The organism is Streptococcus sp. 3.1, from assembly GCF_016648915.1.
In the GTDB taxonomy this organism is placed as follows: Bacteria; Bacillota; Bacilli; order Lactobacillales; family Streptococcaceae; genus Streptococcus; species Streptococcus salivarius_E.
This window is the reverse complement of sequence record NZ_JACLQV010000011.1, coordinates 41649-63599: the sequence shown is the minus strand read 5'-3', so window position 1 is coordinate 63599 and position 21951 is coordinate 41649. Positions and strand designations below refer to the sequence as shown.

The following is a 21951-nucleotide window of genomic DNA, read 5'->3' as shown; positions in this document are numbered from 1 at the left end:
GTTTTTTATTCTTTTTCTTTTTTTGATATTTTTCTTAAGTGGCTTCGGACGCTAGTAGCTTCCTTCGGAATCTCATAGCTAAGTTTTGAGCCAAAGTCTCAAAACTTCCGAGTTATAGAAGTCTCTGGACTTCTATAACTATTGCCACGGTGAAAAATATCGCCTACCCTGAGCAGAGCGTGTTTCAGGCATTGATAGATATAATCTAGTCCTGTAATCCATCACGACGAAAGCATCACTTTTGGGCAGAGCGAGCTGTCGAATCGTGAGCAACTTCGAACAAGTGCAAATAGGTCCAGGATAACCCCTACCTCGGCGAAAAATATCGCCTACCCTGAGCAGAGCGTGTTTCAGGCATTGATAGATATAAGCTAGTCCTGTAATCCATCACGGCGAAAGCATCGCTTTTAGGCAGAGCATACTGTCTGAAAGCTACTCTTAACGCTCATCCTTTATCTATAAAAGAACGGTTATACCCTTTTGAGAGCATACAAAAGCCCCTGAGGGCAGACCCTAGGGATTCTTTCATTCTTATATATACGTCATTAGTATAGGCTAATTTGATTTAAATTGCAAGAGAAATAACATTTTACATAAAAATCGGTGGGTATTTTACAATTTTTGCATATAATAGAGCTAAAAAGCAACTGGTTTTAAGAATTCTTATCTAAAACATTCGGAAATTCCCCTTAACCGTAGCGGAAAGTTGTTTTCTTCTCCTATTTATAATAGACTAACACTAACATTAGATGAAAAGGTGACTCTATGACTATAAATCAACTGCTTCAAAAGCTGGAGCCTACCAGCCCTATCCTTCAAGCTAACTTTGGAATTGAACGCGAAAGTCTTCGTGTCGATAGACAGGGAAAATTAGCACATACGCCTCACCCTTCTTGCCTAGGAGCTCGAAGTTTCCACCCTTATATTCAAACAGATTTTTGTGAGTTTCAGATGGAACTCATCACACCAGTTGCTAAATCTACCACTGAGGCTCGTCGATTTCTTGGAGCCATTACCGATGTAGCTGGACGTTCCATCAGTAAAGATGAACTTCTCTGGCCCTTGTCCATGCCTCCTCGTATCAAGGCCCAAGAAATCCAAGTTGCCCAACTGGAAAATGAATTTGAACGCTATTATCGTAACTACCTGGCCGAAAAATACGGAACTAAACTACAAGCTATCTCAGGTATCCACTATAATATGGAACTAGGGAAAGATTTGGTTGAGGCCCTATTCCAAGAAAGTGACCAGATTGATATAATTGCTTTCAAAAACGCCCTCTATCTTAAGCTGGCTCAGAACTATTTGCGCTATCGTTGGGTGACCACCTATCTCTTTGGTGCTGCACCTGTTGCTGAGCAAGGCTTCTTCGACCAAGAAGTGCCAGAACCCGTGCGTTCCTTCCGAAACAGCGACCATGGTTATGTCAATAAGGAAGAAATCCAAGTATCTTTTGCAAGCCTAGAAGACTATGTCTCTGCCATCGAAAACTATATCGAACAAGGTGATTTGATTGCGGAGAAGGAATTTTACTCGGCTGTTCGTTTCCGTGGACAAAAGGTTAATCGCTCCTTCCTTGACAAGGGAATCACCTACCTGGAATTCCGTAACTTCGACCTCAACCCCTTTGAGCGTATCGGTATTAGCCAAACTACCATGGATACCGTACACCTACTCCTTCTAGCCTTCCTCTGGATGGATGCCCCTGAAAATGTTGATCAGGCTCTGGCTCAAGCTCACGCGCTGAATGAAAAAATTGCCCTCTCTCATCCTTTAGAACCTCTACCTTCTGAAGCTGAAACTCAGAACATTACGACAGCTCTAGACCAACTGGTGCAACATTTTGGGCTTGGTGACTATCATCAAGGTCTGGTCAAACAAGTTAAAGATGCCTTTGCAGATCCTAGTCAGACACTAGCTGCTCAACTTCTTCCTCATATCAAAGACAAGTCCCTTGCTGACTTTGCCCTTGACAAGGCTCTTGCCTATCATGATTACGACTGGACTGCCCACTATGCCCTTAAGGGTTATGAGGAGATGGAACTTTCTACCCAGATGCTGCTCTTTGACGCCATTCAAAAAGGGCTTCATTTTGAAATCCTAGATGAGCAGGATCAATTCCTTAAACTCTGGCATAAAGATCATGTTGAGTACGTCAAAAATGGTAACATGACCTCAAAAGACAACTATGTAGTTCCTCTTGCCATGGCTAATAAAACCGTAACCAAAAAAATCCTAGCTGATGCTGGCTTCCCTGTCCCTGCCGGCGACGAATTTACCAATCTAGAACAAGGTCTAGCCTACTATCCTCTTATCAAGGGCAAGCAAATTGTGGTTAAACCAAAATCAACCAACTTCGGTCTGGGCATTTCCATTTTCCAAGAGCCTGCCAGCCTTGATAACTATAAGAAAGCCCTCGAGATTGCCTTTGCAGAAGATACAGCTGTTCTTGTTGAAGAATTTATCACAGGAACCGAATACCGTTTCTTCATTCTGGACGGGCGTTGTGAGGCCGTCCTCCTTCGTGTCGCTGCTAATGTTGTCGGTGATGGCAAACACACTATTCGTGAATTAGTCGCTCAGAAAAATGCCAACCCATTGCGAGGCCGTGACCACCGCTCACCGCTGGAAATCATTGAGCTAGGAGAAATCGAACAATTGATGTTGAATCAGCAAGGTTATGCACCTGATGATATTCTCCCAGAAGGGAAAAAGGTCAATCTCCGCCGTAACTCCAACATCTCTACGGGCGGTGACTCTATTGATGTCACTGAGACCATGGATTCATCCTATCAAGAATTAGCTGCAGCTATGGCGACTAGCATGGGGGCCTGGGCTTGCGGGGTTGACCTCATCATTCCAGATAAAACTCAGCCTGCTAGCAAGGAAAAACCTCATTGCACTTGTATCGAGCTCAACTTCAATCCCTCTATGTATATGCACACCTATTGTGCTGAAGGTCCTGGACAAGCTATCACTCCAAAAATCCTAGACAAGCTTTTTCCAGAAGTTACCACAAGTCAAACCTAAAACCTAATTCTTAGGAACAAACAAATCACCTTTATCTCGAGATAAAGGTGATTTTGCTTTATTAACCAAACTCTCCTGCTTCTTCCTCAGGATGCGTTTCCATGTACTGGATGTGTTGTATATAGGCATCTTGAGCCTGATTGAAGGCTTCCTGATCACTATATGGGTAATCTATATAAAATAGGTCCCGCCAGCCATTAAAGGTTTGGCTATTGTAAAAACCTTGAATCTTAGTCGGAAGGAAATCCTTGTTGTAGCTGATCCGCATCTTAAGCAAGGTCTTATCCTGAAACTGAGTGATGATACTGTTGGAGGTTTCTTGACCTTCCAGACTAGACCAAACGTTATTCAGAACGATGTCCTGACTATAGTGATTAGCCTTGATACGATTTTTGTCCACTGGGAGCTTCTGGGTGGCCTCTAAAAGGTAGGACACCTCCCCCTGAAAATAAGCCTCAATGGTCAAATCTCCAAGACTGGAGCCGTATAACAGACCATCTTTAATAGCAACATTTGACCCAAAGAGTCTCTGACCAGCCACATCAAAGGACATCCCCTCATCCTGCCCGTAGAGTTTGATGGCATAGGCATCCCTTACACGATAGAAATTTTTAGCGACAAGAACACTATCAAGGGTTTCAGTCTTTTTTGTCTCCACCTTGGGGGTTGTAGGTTTCTTGGTAAAAGCTGTCAAACCCATTAAGCACAAGATGAGAGCGAATATAATCAAGGTAAGCATTGTAGACCTGGAGACGGTCTTCAGCTTTAACTTGTTTCCATGTTTCAAGGTCTTTCAAGCCTCCTTTTTTAACAATATCAGCATAGCGCCCACCATTTAAGACATTCTTGGCATTTTTCCACTTTCTAACCATCTTGCGTCTAATCGCATTATCCGCAGGGTGACGAACATCGAGATAGGTATGGCTATTATTGAGATAGGCTGGTAAGTCAGCATTTAATCCCTTAGATAGGCCGTAGTTAGCAGAGTCCGTATCAGCAATGTCAGCACCATCTTCAATCTTGTAATGCTTAGGATTAGAGTCGATACTACCGTCTTTCCTTTTCTTGTAGACATTCCACTCAGAAACAAATTTCCCTGTATCCATATTGACAATAAATTCAATAAAGCGGGAATTGCTGACACCGTAAGGTCCCATGACACTGGTCTGAGGTAGCTGAATTTTCATGTTCTCTGGATAGGTAAAGTCTCCCAAGCTTCGATTATGGTAAGAAGCACCTGTAGTATAATCCAACTTAATCTTCTTGTCCTTGCTGTAAGCCAGAAGCTTGTCAAAATCCGTCTTGCCCTTGTAGTTGGTCCTAATATAGTCCATGGACTGCTTATCAATCCAAGACCTAAAAAGGTGGAGCTTGATACCTAACTCATCTACTCCAAGCCCTAGATCCGTCTGATAGGTCTCCATAATAGCCTCACGGAAGTAACTGTAAAAAGCGCTGGTTGGCTCTAGCTTTTTGGAAAATTTATAACCTGACTTCCCTAACTGGAGAAACTGGTACTTATCCACATAAACCTGCATGTGCTCCATAACCAAATTGAGCTTGTCATGATTAGGCAGTTGAGAAGCTTGGAAAAAGGCCGTATAGGTATCGGAGCCCACTTCCTTACTTTCTTGATCAATTTCTTGCAGAACCTTTTCCAACTGGTTCAAAGAAGTCTTCTTCATCTTACTTCTGACCTGAGCCACATAGGCCGGTTTAATGCCTTGATCCCAGTGATCACGAGATATAATAGCATCTGCTTTTTGTGAAATCAAGGTCAACCGTTTCTGATAAGATTCGTCCTCCAAGGCGAGCTTCAAAGCCTTTGATGGCGTCGCTTGAACCACAGATAAATCACCATAGATATCAGACTTTAGGACAAGATTTACCTGCATATCATAGGAATGATTGATATGGAGAACGAGGTGAATCTTTCCATCTTCCTTCCTAACAGACAAAGAATCGAGTTGATAGGATTGTATAATCCCAGCCTGACTAAGGGCCAGTCTATCTAGATTTTCCAAAGAATCCTTATAGATATAGGAAATCTCAGGGTTTTTGACCTTCTTTACCAGAGAGTGATTTCGCTGTCTGTTGAAAACCACAAGACCAAGTATAAGGATTACAGTCAGAGCACTTGCCAGATACTGTAAAATTACTTTCTTCATAATACTTCCATTATAGCATAGGACGACAAAATATTCTGAAAACGATTGGCAAACGCTGAAAACAAATGAAAAAACAGGTCGACTAAGACCTGTTTGGTTTGATTGTTTATAAATCACTCAAGCGACGATGTTTAATACTGAAGTCAAAATAAGCATTTTCCTGAAGTTTGCGGAATATCTCTCTGTAGGCTTCTTCGTCAAAGTGATCTCCACGATAGAGAATCTCAAAACTCAAACCTTCATATTCCAAGAAAGCATTGGAAGTCTTGAACCCATTACGCTTATAGAAATCCCAACGTGCCTCACGTTGCTCAGGATTGTCATTTGGTTCATCCAAGCGCTCTACTTCCAAGACCATAGACCGAGATGGTCCATAAAAGTCCACCAGTTTATCAATAATCTCACTTCCGTAGCCATGACTCCGCATTTGAGGAACGATGGCAAAGAAACTCACATAAAAAACTTTGGCATTGTAGAGAACTGAGGCAAATCCAACAAAATCATCCTCGTCATAAAAGGCAAAGAAATGATAATCATCACGACCATCCAATTGTAAAAACTCACTTAATGGAATACGTTCTTCTTCTGGGAAGGCCTCGTTATTTAAGCGCTCTACCCTATCTAATTCTGGAAACTCCTTAGTAATTAATTGGCTGCGTAAAGCCATGTATTTTCCCCCTTTTTGATGCTTATACCTATAGGTTATTATAACACCTTGATAAGCAAGTTCAAGTTTCAAGGGATATGATAGATCTACAGATAAACTTCTCCTGCCATTTATAAATGCTTTTTTGCTGTCTATGACACCCCTCTTCTAAAAAAATAAAAAGACAACGACCATTTCTAGCCTTTGTCTTTTTGTGATTCATAAGCTATCGCTTATTTTTTCAATTCCCAAATTTCTTTAGCGTATTCTGTAATCGTATCATCTGAAGTGAACTTATGAGATTTAGCAATATTTGCCAAGCTCATGCGTGCCCACTTGTCATGATCACGATAAAGCGCATCGATTTTCTCTTGAGCTTCTACATAAGCGGCGAAGTCTTCCAAGAGGAAGTACTCATCGTTGTGGGTGATGAGGGCTTCATAGATTTCAGTACCTTCAGCTTGAGCATTTGGAATCGTACCGTTAACAAAGGTATCAACGACACGACGAACGACTTGGTTATTCTCATAAACTGCACGAGAGTAGTAATCGTGACGTGCATAGTGTTCATAAACTTCGTCCTTGTCCATACCAAAGATGACAACATTCTCATCGCCTACTTCATCCTTGATTTCAATGTTGGCACCGTCAAGTGTTGCCAAGGTAATAGCACCAGTCATCATGAATTTCATGTTTGATGTACCAGATGCTTCTTTAGAAGCCAATGAGATTTGCTCAGAGACATCAGCTGCTGGAATGATAAGTTCCGCAAGACTGACACGGTAGTTTTCAAGGAAGACAACTTTAAGTTTTCCTTGAAGGCTTTCATCATTGTTAACAAGATTGGCAACTTCGTTGATGAGTTTAATAACTGATTTTGCGAAGTGATAACCAGGGGCAGCTTTGGCACCAAAGATGAATACACGAGGTACCATGTCTTTATCTGGATTATCTTTAAGATCCCAATAAAGCTTGATGATGTGAAGAAGGTTAAGCAATTGACGTTTGTAAGCGTGAAGACGTTTTACTTGAACATCAAAGATAGCATCTGTAGACACTTCTACACCTGTTGTTTCCTTGATATAGTCTGCCAAACGTTGTTTAGCAGTCTTCTTAACTTGATAGAACTGGTTCAAGACTTCCTTGTCATCCAAGTAAGTTGTAAGGTTTTCAAGCTCATGGATATCGTTACGCCAACCGTCACCAATCACGTCATCAATTGCTGCTGAAAGTTCTGGAGCTGCAATTTGTGTCCAACGACGTTGAACGATACCATTTGTCTTGTTATTGAATTTTTCAGGATAAATAGTATAGAAATCGTGAAGGGTATCTTCTTTAAGAAGTTCTGTGTGGAGTTTGGCAACCCCGTTGACTGAGTGACCACCAATAATCGCCAAGTTAGCCATATGCACTTGGTTATCCTTCACGATACGAGTGCGTTCGATAACATCTGCAGCAACACCACGTCCAGCCATTGCAGCTACATAACGGTTATCTATTTCCAAGATGATTTGGTAAACACGTGGAAGAACACGTTTGAAGAGCTGTTGATCCCATTTTTCAAGGGCTTCTTGAAGAATAGTGTGGTTAGTGTAGCTCATGGTCTTAACAGTCGCATTCCAAGCATCTTCCCATGAAAGACCGTATTCATCAAGGAGGAGACGCATGAATTCAGCTGGTGCAACCGCAGGGTGAGTATCATTGATGTGAACAGATACCTTTTCGTGGATATCTTTCAATGGCAAGCCCATCTTGAGGTATGATTTGATAATGGTTTGGAGACCTGCACTTGTCATGAAGTATTCCTGAACCAAACGCAATTCTTTACCTTCAATCGTTGTATCATCTGGATAAAGAATGGCTGTAATATCTTTCACACGACGTCGAGCTTCAAGAGTAGGGTAATCCAATTCGTATTCTTCAGGAATTTCAACATCCCAAAGACGAAGGTTGTTAATCACACCATTTTGATAACCGATTTGTGGCACATCGTAAGGCACAGCACGAAGAACTTGAGCATTCTTATAAGTTGGAACAAAACGACCATCTTCGTCACTTTCAAGGACAACATCACCAAAGAGTTTTACATAGACAATATCATGGTCTTTACGCGTTTCCCAAACATTTCCTGTTGAACCAAACCAACCATCTGGTAGCTCTACTTGGTAACCGTCAACAATACGTTGTTTGAACAGTCCATAACGGTAACGAAGACCATTACCAAAACCTGGATAACCAGTAGTTGCAAGCGAATCCATGAAGGCAGCAGCCAAACGACCAAGACCGCCGTTACCAAGTGCCATATCATGCTCAGCTTCTACTACTTCACGGAAGTCGATGTCAAGTTCTGCGAAACCTTCTTTAACAAGGTCAAGAATACCAAGGTTGAGGAGGTTAGTTTCCAACATACGACCTGGAAGGAATTCGATTGAGAAGTAGAAAGCAATCTTTTCTTGATTGTCTGAAAGCGCATGGTTACGTTCAATCCATGTGTCAGTGTAATACTTACGAATCAAACCAGCCAAGGCTGTGAAAATTTCAGTTGGTGTAGCCTTAGCCACTTTAATCAACTGCTCATGATGGAGCGTGTCTTTAAAATCACGGATAAATTGTTCTTTTGTTAAATTTTCGACTTGCATAGAAATCCTTTCTTATACTTCTATACCTTTGATACACATCTTATAGAGTGAATATTCAGATAAGAGGGAATTGGAAATTTTCCTCAAACTTCCAAACCTTGCCAATCAAGATTCGAAACAGATATTTCAAAATCTTTATTTACAAAACTGTCAAAACAGTCAGGTTTATTATAACATGATTAGAGTTAGTCTTCTATTCAGATTTTTAGATATCTTCTCTTTCATTGCTTTATCAGCAAGATTGAGAGATGCTATCCTGACTTTTGTCAAGATTATATAGAAGCGTTTTCAAACGCTTTACACGAAGATAACTTTTCCCTTGCGAGAAAAGTTATCTTTGCAATTATACTAATTGTTTGTACAAATCAACATATGCCAAACTTGCTGTATCCCATGAGAAGTCACGTGTCATAGCATTGTGCTGGAGTTGTTTCCAAGCATCAGCATTCTTTTCGTAAACATCGAGAGCTTTTTCAAGGGTTTGAACCATCCAGTAACCTGAGAAGTTACCAAATGAGAATCCTGTACCTGAGCCTGTCACAGGGTTGTATGGTTCAACAGTATCACGAAGACCACCAACCTCGCTAACCACTGGCAAGGTACCATAACGCATAGACATCATTTGAGAGAGGCCACATGGTTCAAAGGCTGAAGGCATAAGGAAAATGTCACAACCAGCATAAATTTGTTGAGCCAACTCTAGGTTGAAAGTAATGTTGGCAGACATTTTTTCTGGGTAAGCGTGACCGAACCAAGAGAAAGAATTCTCATAGTCGCTGTAACCAGTACCCAAAAGAACAATCTGAACATCATGTTGCAAGATGTTGTGAAGTTCGTTGACAACCAAATCGAAACCTTTTTGGTCAGTCAAACGTGACACAATACCAATCAATGGAACGTCTTCACGAACTGGGAGACCAACACGTTCTTGAAGAGCTGCCTTGTCTTTGGCTTTACCTGACAAATCATCCACTGAGAAATGATAAGGAATGTGAGCATCTGTTTCTGGATCAAGGAGGTCCGTATCGATACCATTAACAATACCAGACAACTTACCAGATTCCATGCGCATGATTTGATCAAGACCTTTACCAAATTCAGGTGTTTGAATTTCACTAGCGTATGATGGAGAAACTGTTGTTACACGGTCTGCGTAAAGAACAGCTGCTTTCATCCAGTTGAGGCAGTCATTCCAACGGAGAGTACCATCAGCATAACGCTCGTAACCAACACCAAAGATTTCCCAAAGCATACCACTGTCAAATTGACCTTGGAACTCAATATTATGGATAGTGAAGACTGTCTTAATACCTTGGTAAGCTTGAATCCAATGGTATTTTTCCTTAAGAAGGAATGGAATCATGGCTGTGTGGTAGTCATGAACATGGAGAATATCTGGAATAAAGTCCACTTTTTCCATCAACTCAAGGGCAGCCATTTGGAAGAAGCCAAAACGCTCACCATCATCCCACTCACCGTATACCGTACCACGGTTGAAATACTGTTCATTATCAATGAAGAAGAAGGTCACACCATCACGTACAATTTTCTTGATGCCGACATATTGACGACGCCAACCAACATTTGTATAGAAGAAGCCAAGGTCTTCAACCTGATCGCCAAACTTAGCCGATACCACATCATAATATGGGAGAATGACGGCAACTTCGTGACCATTTTTGACTAGAGATTTAGGAAGAGCACCGATAACGTCACCCAAACCACCAGTCTTAGCGAAAGGTGCACCTTCAGCAGCTACAAATAAAATTTTCATCGTACAATATCCTCTGTTACAACGCTACCTTTTTTGATGACAACTGGGTTGTTTTCTGTACCGCGAATAGTAACACCTTCAGCGATTTCAACACCTTTATCCACAATCGCATACTCAACTGTAGCGCCTTTACCAACTGTAACACGTGGGAAGAGAACTGAGTAGCTCACGCTTGAACCCTCTGCCAAATCTACATTACGTGAAACCACTGAGTGTTCCACTTTACCACGTACAATAGAACCTGATGCAAACTGAGACACTTTAACTTCAGAAGAAGCTGCATAGTATGTTGGCTCTTCATTTTTAACTTTTGTATAAACTTTTTGGTTTGGTGCAAAAAGTTTATAGAATTTTTCTGATTCCAACATATCCAAGTTAGCATCAAAGTATGCTTTAACTGAGTGAATATTTGAAAGGTAACCAGTGTATTCGTAGGCAAAACCATTTTCAGAAACTGCCAAATCACGAAGCACATAACGAAGTTTACGTGGTTCTTCTTTAGCTGCTTCTTCTTCCAATTTTTCAATCAAATATGGAGTATCCACAACGAAGATGTCTGTTGACATGTTGTAGGCTTCTTTGTCTCCACCTTGGAAGAGCTCATGGCTAAGCACTTTGTCAGATTCATCAATTTCTAAAACACTGTTTACATCTGAGATTTGTTCTTTAGGAAGTTTTTTGTAGACAACAGTAATTTTTTGTCTTGTTGAATTGTGAAGGTGCAAGACTTGGTTAAGATCAATGTTGACCAAAACATCACTGTTAAGCGCTACCGTTTGGTCTGACCCTGAACGTTTAAGGTAAGTCAAGATTTGACTATAGTATTCTTTATCAACCGTTGAACTTTCAACTGGGGTGTTGTAAATACCAAGGTAGTAGTGGCTGAGGAGTGTTGACAAGCCCCACTCACGACCTGAACGAATGTGGTCGAAGACAGAACTGATGTTTTCGTTTTGGAAGATACCGAAGACGCTACGGATACCAGCGTTAGCCAAGTTAGACAATGGGAAGTCGATGAGGCGATATTTTCCACCAAATGGTAGGCTGGCAATAGGACGGTGTTCAGTCAAACCATCCATGTCATGGAACCCTACGGTATTTCCTAGAATTGCAGAATATTTATCAATCTTCATCTTTTGGTACCCCCACTACTTCATTGTATCCTACGACTTGCACTTCTTCTGTACCGTCAATTTCCACACCATCGGAAACGTGTGCCCCTTCACCGATAATAGCACGTTTAATTTTTGCGCCTTTACCAATAACTGCACCACTCATAATCACTGAATCTTCAACGACTGCCCCCTCACGAATTTGTGTATTTGTTGCAAGCACAGAATGTTTAACAGTTCCATCAACCAAACAACCATCAACAACAAGTGAATCTTCAACATGAGCATGCTCACCCAAGAAGTTTGGTGGAGCAATCATGTTACGTGAATAAATTTTCCATTGACGGTTACGGCTATCCAAAGCATTTTCAGGAGAGATATACTCCATATTTGCTTCCCAAAGGGATTCGATAGTACCTACGTCTTTCCAATAGCCTTCAAATTCATAAGCAAAGACGCTTTCACCTGTTTCAAGATAAGCTGGGATAACGTTCTTACCAAAGTCTGACATATCAACTGCGCTCTTTTCAGCTGAAACTAACATATTGCGAAGACGTTTCCAGTCAAAGATGTAAATACCCATTGATGCTTTCGTAGATTTAGGATTTTCAGGTTTTTCTTCGAACTCAACAATACGGTTATTAGCATCAGTGTTCATGATACCGAAACGGCTAGCTTCTTTAAGTGGCACATCAAGAACGGCGACAGTAAGACTTGCGTTGTTGTCCTTGTGAGATTGGAGCATATCGTCATAGTCCATCTTGTAAATATGGTCACCAGATAAAATCAAAACATATTCAGGATTGATGCTATCGATATAGTCAATGTTTTGATAAATAGCGTGGCTAGTACCTTCAAACCAACGATTACCTTCACTAGCTGAGTAAGGTTGAAGAATTGATACACCAGAGTTAACACCATCCAAGCCCCAACTTGAACCATTACCGATATGATTGTTCAAAGCAAGTGGCTGATACTGTGTAATGACACCTACATTGTTAATTCCTGAATTGGCACAATTTGACAAACCAAAATCAATAATACGATAGCGTCCACCAAATTGAACAGCTGGTTTGGCAATACTTTGGGTCAATTTTCCAAGACGAGTTCCTTGCCCACCAGCAAGGATCAAAGCCAACATTTCATTTTTCATGAATAGTCCCCCTCATGATTTTTAGTTCCATCCTCAAAAGGATGTGAAACAATCAGTCGAAACTGATTATGACAATTAAAGTAAGTTCCTCAGTGTGGCAATAGTTTGGGCATCAAACAGCTTCTTTCAACCGTGATTTCCTTGCTATCACCACTGAAAAACAAATCGTGTACACGTTTAAGTCTACCCTTTATTTCAAGCGACGTTTAACACGCCAGATACTTGCTCCAAGAGCTGGCAATGTGAAGCTAAGGGTATTTTCATAATCCTTCCATTTCGCCTTTTGGGTACGAGTTTCAGGATTTCCTTTTTTCCAGACACCACCGAATTCTTCCATCTCAGTGTTAAGCACTTCTTGATAAATACCAGCGACTGGCAATCCAATAGTGAAGTCTTGACGTTCCACTGGAGCTAGGTTGAAGACACAGACAAGAAAGTCACCCTTATCGCCTTTGTCATCCTTACGAATGAAGGAAAGCACACTTTCAGCACGGTTATCCGCGTCAATGATTTCAATACCATCGTAAGAATCATCAATCTGCCAGAGAGATTTATGGTCCTTGTAGAAACCATTCATATGGCTAGTGAAAGCCTGCATCTTCTGGTTCATCTCATCTTCAAGATTATTCCATTCAAGTTGGTAATCAAATTTCCACTCTAAGAACTGACCAAATTCAGATCCCATGAAGAGCAATTTCTTACCTGGGTGACAGAGTTGATAAGTATAGAGGTTACGTAGGCCAGCAAACTGATTGTAGCGATCCCCCCACATCTTATGCATCATACTCTTCTTACCATGAACTACTTCATCATGTGAGAATGGCAGAACATAGTTTTCATTGAAGCAATACATGAAACTAAAGGTCATCAGATTGAAATCATACTGACGGTAAACTGGATCTTCTTCGTAGAATTTGAGGATATCGTTCATCCAACCCATATTCCATTTGAAGTCGAAACCTAGTCCACCCTCTTCAATCGGTTGTGTAATTGGTGTTGCTGCAGTTGATTCTTCCGCAACCATCATGACATCTGGATAGCGTTTTTTAATCTCACGATTGAGTTTTTGAAGGAAGCCATAGCCTTCCAAGTTACGGTTACCACCGTCCTTGTTTGGCATCCATGGACCCTCATCATAGTCCAAATAGAGCATGTTTGAAACTGCATCCACTCGGATACCATCGATATGATAATTTTCAATCCAGTAAAGAGCACTTGAAATAAGGAAAGACTGTACTTGATTTTTTCCTAAGTCAAAGTTCAACGCTCCCCAACGATAGTTATGAGCTCGATCGTGATCCTGATATTCGAAAGTTGGTGTACCATCAAAGTAGGCTAAAGCATCGTCATTCTGTGTATAGTGACCTGGGACCCAGTCTACCAAGACACCGATATTATTCTGGTGACATGCTTCAACAAAATCTTGAAAATCTTCTGGTGTACCATAGGTATGCTCAAAAGCAAAGTAACCCATGAGCTGGTAACCCCAACTCATCCCAAGAGGGTGAGCCATGAGTGGCATGAATTCCACGTGGGTATAGTTCATCTCAACCAAATATGGAATCAACTCTTCTTTCAATTCTTTGAAAGTATAAGGTTGACCATCCTCTTTTAGTTTCCAAGATGATGCATGAGCTTCATAGATATTAACCGGACGTTTTTGGAAACCAAAGCGTTTACGACGACCCATCCAAAGGCCATCCTTCCACTTCTTAGTTTTCTTCTTACGAATCACAGCTCCTGTTCCTGGACGTGGTTCCAAGTAAGTAGCGAAAGGATCCATCTTTTCGACGACTTGACCTCCCTTACGTTTCACCAAGAACTTATAGAGTTGTCCTTCTTGAGGGAGGGCTGAACTTACCTCCCAAACACCGATATGGTTTTTGGTCATATCCAGAGGTTCATCAAACCAACCTGTGAAATCTCCAATTACCTGAATCTGCTCAGCATGAGGGGCCCACACACGGAAGACAAATCCTTCTTCTCCCTCCAATTCATGCACACCCAGATAATTCTGAAGGTGGAAGTTCTCACCTGTTCCAAACGTGTACATGGCTTCATCGAGATTCATACCATCACTCCTTTCTAAAACTAGCCTTGATAGATCTAACTATCAAGAAATTAAAACATTGAAATATATGTAAATACACTAGAAAACCCTTCAGATTGATAGGGCTCACAAGCGAATAAAACTGCTTGTGTAAGCGTTTCCTGTATTATAACATTTTTTGACTGCCTTGTCAGTAAATCTCCAAATCTTTTTTCATATTATTGAACACAAAAGTCTTACGTAATTTTCCAGAAATGTGCAATTCAACAATACCTGAATCGTACTCCGCTTTTGCGACATAGAGATTATCGTAAATATCTGCATATGAACGATATGACAATTCTGGTACGGTTTGCTTACGCTCAATTAATTTGGCAACTTTAGCAACCAAGTCTTTCTTAAGGGTCACTTGATTCCAATCCACCTGATTAACGGCATCAGGAGCATTGTAGCTATTCATGGCACGCTTAACATCCGATTCCGTGTAGTTTCCGTCTTCACCTGTTGCAACCATCTTACTACGCTGGAATTCTTGTCCCAACTGCATGAAACACATCCCTTGCATACTTAGATTAAGAGCATTTGCCAAGTAGATACGTTTTTCAATATCTTCTGGCGAATCATGTGGATGCAAATGATGCATAAGATCATTCAAATTGTAATTGTCATGAGCTTCAATATAGTTGAGAACCTGACCCGGCATGAGGTAGTTTACAAAACCACGGCTACCAAGCAGACTCTTGGCGATCTGGTCTTCCAATGGGGCTCCAGACACATAACCGTTACTGATGTGTCCATAGACTTCTGCCCCTTTAACGGCGTCACGCGCATTGTCATTGAAAAATCCGATTCTAGGCATCAAGGCTGCATTATCCTTCTTGCCCTTTTGATCCACAGGAAGACCAATTCCCATATCCCATCCTTCACCATATAGAAGAATCCTAGGATCAATATCATCCATGGCCGAACGAATGGCATTCATAGTAGCAACATCATGCAAACCCATAAGGTCAAAACGGAAACCATCCACTCCAAATTCTTCTGCCCAATAGGTCAAAGAATCAATCATATACTTACGGTACATTTCCTTTTCACTGGCTGTTTCATTTCCACATCCTGACCCGTCTTGGAAAGACCCATTGTCATGCATACGGTAGTAATAGGCCGGCACAGACAGTTGGAAGGGAGAGCTGTAAGAAGAGTAAGTATGGTTATAAACCACATCCATGATGACCCCAATGCCTGCCTCATGGTAGGCCTGAATCATCTTCTTAAGCTCTAAAATTGGTGCCACGGGATTCTTTTGATCAGCAGCAAATTGACGATCTGGGACATTATAATTCTCAGGATCATACCCCCAGTTATAGAGAAGCTTCCCATCTTTATCGTAGGTTTTATGGTGATCAAAGACCGGTTGCAACTGGACATAATTGTAACCCATGCGTTTGAGGTAATCAAAACCAGTCACATCTCCTTGGGCATTTTTAGTCCCTTTCTGACAGGCACCCAGGTATGTCCCTCTATAGGACTTCTTAACACCAGACGTCTCTGAGATTGAGAAATCACGGAGGTGCATTTCACAGATAACGGATGAGCAAGCATTTTCATTACGCCAGCTCGCTTTTTGCTTCGTAACCTTTTCATACCCTCTTGGTACAAGTCGCTTAGGATCGACCACTAAACTTTTTTTATTATCTAAGCTAAGGGCGATGCTATAAGGGTCTCTCGTATCCTGATAGAAGCTTTCCTCATGATAAACACGAAACTGGTAGGCTACCCCATCCAAATCCTTTTTGACAGTGGTACTCCAAACACCGTGAGTATTCATCTCATGACGATCCTTATTGACACTGGTTCCTCGGCTCATCTTAATGACCTTAGGATTTTTACTGCCCTTTTTAAAAAGTAAGAGCTGCACACGACGAGCTAGTGGTGACCAAAGGCGAAACTCTGTAGCCCCTTTTTCATACTTATGCCCTAACCAACCTTGAAAACCCCACTTTTGATCAAATTCCTGTCTACGAAGAGCCATATCAAAGGCATGCTGGTCGCGACCTTCAAAACTATGGCTAGTCAAGGCTGCCTGTTTAGAATAATAAACCGTTGGATCACCTTCAACTATCCAAATAGCATTGGGAGCATCCCCTAGGAAGCGTCGGACACGATAATCATGTGTTTGCCTCGACCAGTCTTCCGTTTTGACCAAAAGATTGACAGAATCAATAAAACGATTGGAGGGAGAAGTAACCTGACCAACAAGGCCAAAATCATCCTCACGTGAAAAATGGGCCTCTTCGCCCCAATAACCATCTAGCCACTTCCACATACTATATCGGGAATAGTCGCCATGCATACTATGAAAATGAACGGTTAATAAATTGTCCATTTTTTAACTCCTTAGTTTTTATTACTCACTTTTTCTCCTATTATAGCAGAAAAAGTTCGTTTTGTAAGCGTTCTTATGGAATATTTTGCAATTTTTTGGTCTATTTTGAACATAAAAAAGAATGAGAAAACAAATAGCAAAATACTCATTTTTCTCATTTCTTTTGTCTGTTCTAATTCCTTTCAAAACCAGTCTTATGACTCTTTTCAGTTCATTATTCTTGAGTCATCAAAACCTTACGGGGTTTGGTGCCTTCAGCCGGTCCGATAACACCGGCTTCTTCCAATTCTTCCATTAAACGAGTGGCACGGTTGAAACCAACTGACAGACGTCGCTGAATCATGGAAGCACTGGCTTTTTGTGTTTCAAGGACCAAAGCCTTAGCTTCTTCAAAGAGAGGGTCTCCTTCTGAGCTACCACCATTGGCAGACGAACCTCCACCAAAATCATTCTCAGAAACTTCACCAGGGTCAAAGCTCTCATCGTAGTCAGCAGAAGCCTGATCCTTGATAAAGGTCACAATACGTTCCACGTCATCATCAGAAATAAAGGAACCTTGTAGACGAACAGGGTGGTTCTCATCAATCGGTTTGAAAAGCATATCCCCACGTCCGAGTAGCTTTTCTGCCCCATTTTCATCTAAAATGGTACGACTATCTGTTCCCGAAGACACCGCAAAGGCCACACGAGAAGGCACATTGGCCTTAATTAAACCAGAGATAACATCAACCGACGGACGTTGAGTGGCGAGAATCATGTGAATTCCCGCAGCACGCGCTTTTTGTCCCAGACGAATGATGGCATCTTCCACTTCCTTACTGGCTACCATCATCAAGTCAGCCAGCTCATCAACGATAACCACAATTAAAGGCAGGGGAATCTGTTTTTCTTGGGATTGGGCATTCCAATCTTCAACCTTGGCATTGTAGCCAGCAATGTTACGTACGCCAAACTTACTAAAGAGTTCGTAACGATTTTCCATCTCATCTACCACTTTTTGAAGAGCCTTGGCAGCCTTACGTGGGTTAGTTACCACAGGGATAAGGAGATGAGGAATATCATTGTAAACAGAGAGCTCAACCATCTTAGGATCGACCATGAGGAACTTAACCTGGTCAGGACGAGCCTTCATAAGAATACTAGAGATAATTCCGTTAACCGCAACCGATTTACCAGAACCTGTTGACCCAGCCACCAACAAGTGAGGCATCCGTCCCAAATCAAAGCTACGAGCCGAGCCATCAACTGCCTTACCGAGAGGAACTTCCAAGAGCTTATTAGGATCCGTCTTGGACTGTTCCCAAAGTTCACGGAAAGAAACCGTCGCAATCTCAGAGTTAGGCACTTCGATCCCAACCAAAGATTTTCCAGGAATAGGGGCCTCAATACGGACATCTTTCGCAGCTAGAGCCAGAGCCAAGTCATCCGCTAGATTTGAAATGCGGTTAACACGAACCCCGACAGCAGGCTTGACCTCGTACTTGGTCACTGACGGTCCAATTTCGGCTCGCTCAACCTTGACGTCAATATTGAAACTCTTGAAAGTATCCTCTAAGATTCGAATATTCTTACGAACGATGTTTTTCTCTTTAGATTGACTCTTAGGCTTATCAGGTGCAAAGAGGTCTATCTGAGGTAATTTATACTGTAAGAGCTCCTTCGGTGTGAAATCAACCTCGACAGGTGCATCATCTCCCTCAACAACCATAGATGGCGGAAACTCCTCGGTTGGCACATCCTCTGGATAAGGTGCATAATCTTCTTGGAAATCCTCATAATCCTCTGGAGGGAGATTATCATAGTAGTCCTCAGAGGCATAATCACTGATTTCAGGTTCAGGTGCAAAAATCTCAGTTTCTTGTGGTAACTCCTCTGCGGCATCATCTAAGATTTCTCCCGTCTCCTCGTCAACAGTTAAATCAGCCAGACGCTCAGCTTCGGCACGTTCTTCCGCCTCACGTTCTTTCTGAGCCTGACGTTCTGCCTTCTTTTCCTGACGTTGAGCCGTCCGTTCCAAACGCTTCTCAGCCCCTTTCTGCCAAGCTTCCTTAGTATACTCCATGATATCCAAGACATCCCAAGGGCTAAGAATGAAAGCACCCAAGAGAATGATCAATACGCCAATCATGAAGCTACCGATATTTGAAAAGAGGAAGGAAATCGGTTGGTATAGGAGAGCCCCTAACATACCACCACCCGCAAAACGAGCTACTTGCACACTGACCAGTTCCCCAAAAAGCAAGTCCTTGGTACCAGGGAAAATATCCAAACCACTCATGCGTTCTAGACTAAAGAGATAGGCGTGAAACTCCAACAAGAGACCCGCGAAGATCATCCAAAATCCTGTTACGTAGTTACTATGTTTACGTAACCATTTAAAGCCAAAGAGATAAACATAGATAGCAAAAATTAAAGGATAAGCCATACTCCCCACAAATACTCGAAAGAGATTATAGAGGGTAACCCCAAAGAAACCCAATCGAAAGACTGGGAAAATTAAAACAAAGGCAAAAAAGAAGGTCCATAGCATTCGCTTAATCGCCTTCTGTCTGTCTAATTCTGCTTTTGTAAGCCGCTTCTTACTGTTCTTAGAAGCAGTCCCTTTTTTCGTTTTTTTCGTTGTAGCCATAGGTGTATTATACCACGTTTTTAGACATGAAAAAAGAGAGACAGGTCTCTCCTTAGTTTGAAGACAAAGTATTCTTTTGAGACTTTCCTTCTTTTGACATTATTCTTCAATTAATGATGTTGAGTGAACCGGACGATTCTTACCATCCGGATCAATATATTGGATAGCTTGGTTGATAGCGATAGGAGCTTCACCCATTCCCACAGCAATCAAATCAATCTTACCCTCATATTCTGCCGCATCACCAATAGCATAAACACCTTCTTGTGAGGTTTCAAACTGCGCATTAACAGTAACGCTAGAGCGTTTGTAATCAACATTCCAGTTACGAAGGTTTTTATTGTTGGTTGAGAAGCCAAAGCTAACAATAAGGGCATCAAGTGGTAATTCCACAAACTCATCTGACTTAACTTTTTGAACGGTCAAACTTTGGGCAAGACCATTTTCACCCTTAATTTCAAGTGGCACATAAGGCGTCATCACATTAACTGACGATTGATGAAGAAGCTCTACACTATGCTCATGGGCACGAAAGGCATCACGACGGTGAATCAAAGTCACGCTCTCAGCAATCCCATCCAAGTGATTAGCCCAGTCAACAGCTGAATCTCCACCACCAGCAATCACAACCTTCTTGCCGGCAAATTGGTCAAGACTATGCACATTATAGAACAAGTTATTGTCCGCATAATCTTCTTCATTGTCCACACCCAAAGGACGGGGAGCGAAGGCACCATTCCCACAAGCAATGACGATAGCCTTAGACAAGTGTTGGCCCTTACTAGTAGCAATTGTGAAGATGCCTTCTTTCTTTTCAAAGGTTTGCACTTCTTCTTTCAAATGAATGCTGACACGATCTTCAAAACGCTTAAGTTGAGTCAAGAGATTTTCTGTCAATTCCGCACCTGTCGTTTGCGGAAAGGCTGGAATATCGTAGATCTTCTTCTCTGGATAGAGAACGGCAGGTTGTCCACCAAGCTCTGACAGACTCTCAATAATATTAACAGTCATACCACGTAGACCGGCGTAAAAGGCAGCCCAAAGTCCTACTGGCCCACCACCGATAATGGTAATATCGTAAATCTTTTCTTCTGACATTTTATTTCCCTTCTGCTTTTATATCTTCTAAAATCTGACGTTCTTCATCCGTAAAGTCATAGTTTTCCAAGAGGTCTGGTCGACGCTCCCAGGTCTTACGCAAACTCTGTTCCATACGCCAACGTCGAATATTGACGTGGTGCCCTGACAAGAGAACATCTGGCACCTTCATGCCACGAAACTCAGCTGGGCGCGTGTACTGTGGAAATTCCAAAAGCCCTGATGAGAAACTATCATCCTTATGACTAGCTTCCTTACCTAAAACTTCAGGAATCAAGCGGACAGTCGCATCTACAATAGTCATTGCAGCCAACTCTCCCCCAGTTAAGACAAAATCTCCCAAGGAAATCTCATCCGTCACTAAGGTTTTGATGCGCTCATCATAGCCCTCATAGTGACCACAGATAAAGACCAATTCCTCTTCTTGCGCCAATTCTTCTGCATAGGCCTGATCAAAGGTACGACCCGCAGGATCTAAGAGAATAACGCGAGGTTTTGTGACGTCTAACTTGTCAAAGGTATCAAAAATTGGCTGGGCACGTAGCAACATACCTTGACCGCCACCGTAAGGTTCATCATCTACGTGACGAGCCTTCTCAGCATTTTCACGAAAATTGTGATAGTTGATTTCTAGAAGGCCCTTATCCTTTGCCTTACCAACAATGGAATGCTCTAAGGGAGCAAACATATCTGGAAATAGGGTCAAGATATCAATCTTCATCGTCTAATCCTTCCATGAGCTCAACCTCAATACGACCAGCTGCAACATCAACATCGAGAACTACAGGTGGGATGTATGGCAAGAGCAAATCTTTCTTACCTTTACGTTTTACTACCCAAACATCATTAGCACCCGGTTGGAGAATCTCTTTGACCTGACCAATCAAAGTATCACCTTCGTAAACATCAAGGCCAATGATTTCATGGTAGTAAAATTCCCCATCATCAAGGTCTGTTAGGTTTTCCTCAGCAATCTTGAGGTTACAACCCTTATACTTCTCCACATCATTGATATGGTAAAGCCCCTTAAACTTAACGATATCAAAGTTTTTATGTTTACGGTGACTCGCAATCTCAACATCCATGATGTAATTGTCTTTGTCATCAAAAAGGGCTAAGACACTCTTCTTCTTAAAACGCTCATCCGCAAAATCTGTTACAGACAAAACACGAAGTTCCCCCTGCAAGCCCTGTGTATTCACAATCTTTCCAACGTTATAGTATGTCATTGAATTTCCTTATTATATGTTTTCTTATTCAAATGAA

General features: G+C 41.7%; 14 protein-coding genes. 1 reads left to right on the top strand and 13 read right to left on the bottom strand.

Going from position 1 to position 21951, the window contains the following annotated elements:
• Positions 1-765 precede the first annotated feature (765 nt).
• Positions 766-3030: a bifunctional glutamate--cysteine ligase GshA/glutathione synthetase GshB gene (gene gshAB, locus H7U02_RS07580; RefSeq protein WP_201043079.1), complete on the top strand. Its 2265-nt coding sequence runs from the start codon at positions 766-768 to the stop codon at positions 3028-3030.
• Between the two features lie 61 nt (positions 3031-3091).
• Here the strand turns inward: gshAB and H7U02_RS07575 are convergent, their stop codons facing one another.
• From H7U02_RS07575 to rimM, 13 genes are all read right to left on the bottom strand, one after another.
• Positions 3092-3688: a hypothetical protein gene (locus tag H7U02_RS07575; RefSeq protein WP_060972861.1), complete on the bottom strand. Its 597-nt coding sequence runs from the start codon at positions 3686-3688 to the stop codon at positions 3092-3094.
• Positions 3669-5198, bottom strand: coding sequence for a DUF1310 family protein (locus H7U02_RS07570; RefSeq protein ID WP_201043078.1), 1530 nt, complete (start codon positions 5196-5198; stop codon positions 3669-3671). Before H7U02_RS07570 ends, H7U02_RS07575 begins: the two co-directional genes overlap by 20 nt.
• Positions 5199-5304: 106 nt before the next feature.
• The gene (locus tag H7U02_RS07565; protein ID WP_022496317.1) at positions 5305-5865 is read right to left on the bottom strand and encodes a GNAT family N-acetyltransferase; all 561 of its coding nucleotides are present in this window, start codon (positions 5863-5865) and stop codon (positions 5305-5307) included.
• A gap of 212 nt (positions 5866-6077) precedes the next feature.
• Positions 6078-8483, bottom strand: a complete 2406-nt coding sequence (locus H7U02_RS07560) for a glycogen/starch/alpha-glucan phosphorylase (RefSeq protein ID WP_060972859.1) — start codon at positions 8481-8483, stop codon at positions 6078-6080.
• Between the two features lie 343 nt (positions 8484-8826).
• Positions 8827-10257, bottom strand: a complete 1431-nt coding sequence (gene glgA / locus H7U02_RS07555; RefSeq protein ID WP_060972858.1) for a glycogen synthase GlgA — start codon at positions 10255-10257, stop codon at positions 8827-8829.
• Positions 10254-11390: a glucose-1-phosphate adenylyltransferase subunit GlgD gene (gene glgD / locus H7U02_RS07550; protein WP_060972857.1), complete on the bottom strand. Its 1137-nt coding sequence runs from the start codon at positions 11388-11390 to the stop codon at positions 10254-10256. The genes glgA and glgD overlap by 4 nt, the downstream gene beginning before the upstream one ends.
• Positions 11380-12522 (bottom strand): glucose-1-phosphate adenylyltransferase, encoded by a 1143-nt coding sequence (locus H7U02_RS07545; RefSeq protein ID WP_060972856.1) that lies wholly within the window; start codon positions 12520-12522, stop codon positions 11380-11382. Before H7U02_RS07545 ends, glgD begins: the two co-directional genes overlap by 11 nt.
• A 190-nt stretch (positions 12523-12712) precedes the next feature.
• The gene (gene glgB, locus H7U02_RS07540) at positions 12713-14593 is read right to left on the bottom strand and encodes a 1,4-alpha-glucan branching protein GlgB (protein ID WP_049545333.1); all 1881 of its coding nucleotides are present in this window, start codon (positions 14591-14593) and stop codon (positions 12713-12715) included.
• Between the two features lie 169 nt (positions 14594-14762).
• Complete coding sequence (gene pulA / locus H7U02_RS07535) at positions 14763-16958, bottom strand: type I pullulanase (RefSeq protein ID WP_110981102.1); 2196 nt, start codon at positions 16956-16958, stop codon at positions 14763-14765.
• Between the two features lie 214 nt (positions 16959-17172).
• Positions 17173-19587: a DNA translocase FtsK gene (locus H7U02_RS07530; protein ID WP_064524101.1), complete on the bottom strand. Its 2415-nt coding sequence runs from the start codon at positions 19585-19587 to the stop codon at positions 17173-17175.
• A 99-nt stretch (positions 19588-19686) separates the two neighbouring features.
• A complete protein-coding gene (locus tag H7U02_RS07525; protein WP_064524103.1) occupies positions 19687-20685 on the bottom strand; it encodes an NAD(P)/FAD-dependent oxidoreductase in 999 nt (332 codons plus the stop codon).
• 1 nt (position 20686) lies between these two features.
• A complete protein-coding gene (gene trmD, locus H7U02_RS07520) occupies positions 20687-21406 on the bottom strand; it encodes a tRNA (guanosine(37)-N1)-methyltransferase TrmD (RefSeq protein ID WP_064524105.1) in 720 nt (239 codons plus the stop codon).
• Positions 21396-21914, bottom strand: coding sequence for a ribosome maturation factor RimM (rimM, locus tag H7U02_RS07515; RefSeq protein WP_060972851.1), 519 nt, complete (start codon positions 21912-21914; stop codon positions 21396-21398). Before rimM ends, trmD begins: the two co-directional genes overlap by 11 nt.
• Positions 21915-21951 lie beyond the last annotated feature (37 nt).

Coding starts and splice junctions, on each gene's coding strand:
- trmD (WP_064524105.1), bottom strand. CDS start 21,406: ATGAAGATTGATATCTTGACCCTATTTCCAGATATGTTTGCTCCCTTA.
- glgB (WP_049545333.1), bottom strand. CDS start 14,593: ATGAATCTCGATGAAGCCATGTACACGTTTGGAACAGGTGAGAACTTC.
- H7U02_RS07570 (WP_201043078.1), bottom strand. CDS start 5,198: ATGAAGAAAGTAATTTTACAGTATCTGGCAAGTGCTCTGACTGTAATC.
- gshAB (WP_201043079.1), top strand. CDS start 766: ATGACTATAAATCAACTGCTTCAAAAGCTGGAGCCTACCAGCCCTATC.
- pulA (WP_110981102.1), bottom strand. CDS start 16,958: ATGGACAATTTATTAACCGTTCATTTTCATAGTATGCATGGCGACTAT.
- rimM (WP_060972851.1), bottom strand. CDS start 21,914: ATGACATACTATAACGTTGGAAAGATTGTGAATACACAGGGCTTGCAG.
- glgA (WP_060972858.1), bottom strand. CDS start 10,257: ATGAAAATTTTATTTGTAGCTGCTGAAGGTGCACCTTTCGCTAAGACT.
- H7U02_RS07560 (WP_060972859.1), bottom strand. CDS start 8,483: ATGCAAGTCGAAAATTTAACAAAAGAACAATTTATCCGTGATTTTAAA.
- glgD (WP_060972857.1), bottom strand. CDS start 11,390: ATGAAGATTGATAAATATTCTGCAATTCTAGGAAATACCGTAGGGTTC.
- H7U02_RS07530 (WP_064524101.1), bottom strand. CDS start 19,587: ATGGCTACAACGAAAAAAACGAAAAAAGGGACTGCTTCTAAGAACAGT.
- H7U02_RS07525 (WP_064524103.1), bottom strand. CDS start 20,685: ATGTCAGAAGAAAAGATTTACGATATTACCATTATCGGTGGTGGGCCA.
- H7U02_RS07565 (WP_022496317.1), bottom strand. CDS start 5,865: ATGGCTTTACGCAGCCAATTAATTACTAAGGAGTTTCCAGAATTAGAT.
- H7U02_RS07545 (WP_060972856.1), bottom strand. CDS start 12,522: ATGAAAAATGAAATGTTGGCTTTGATCCTTGCTGGTGGGCAAGGAACT.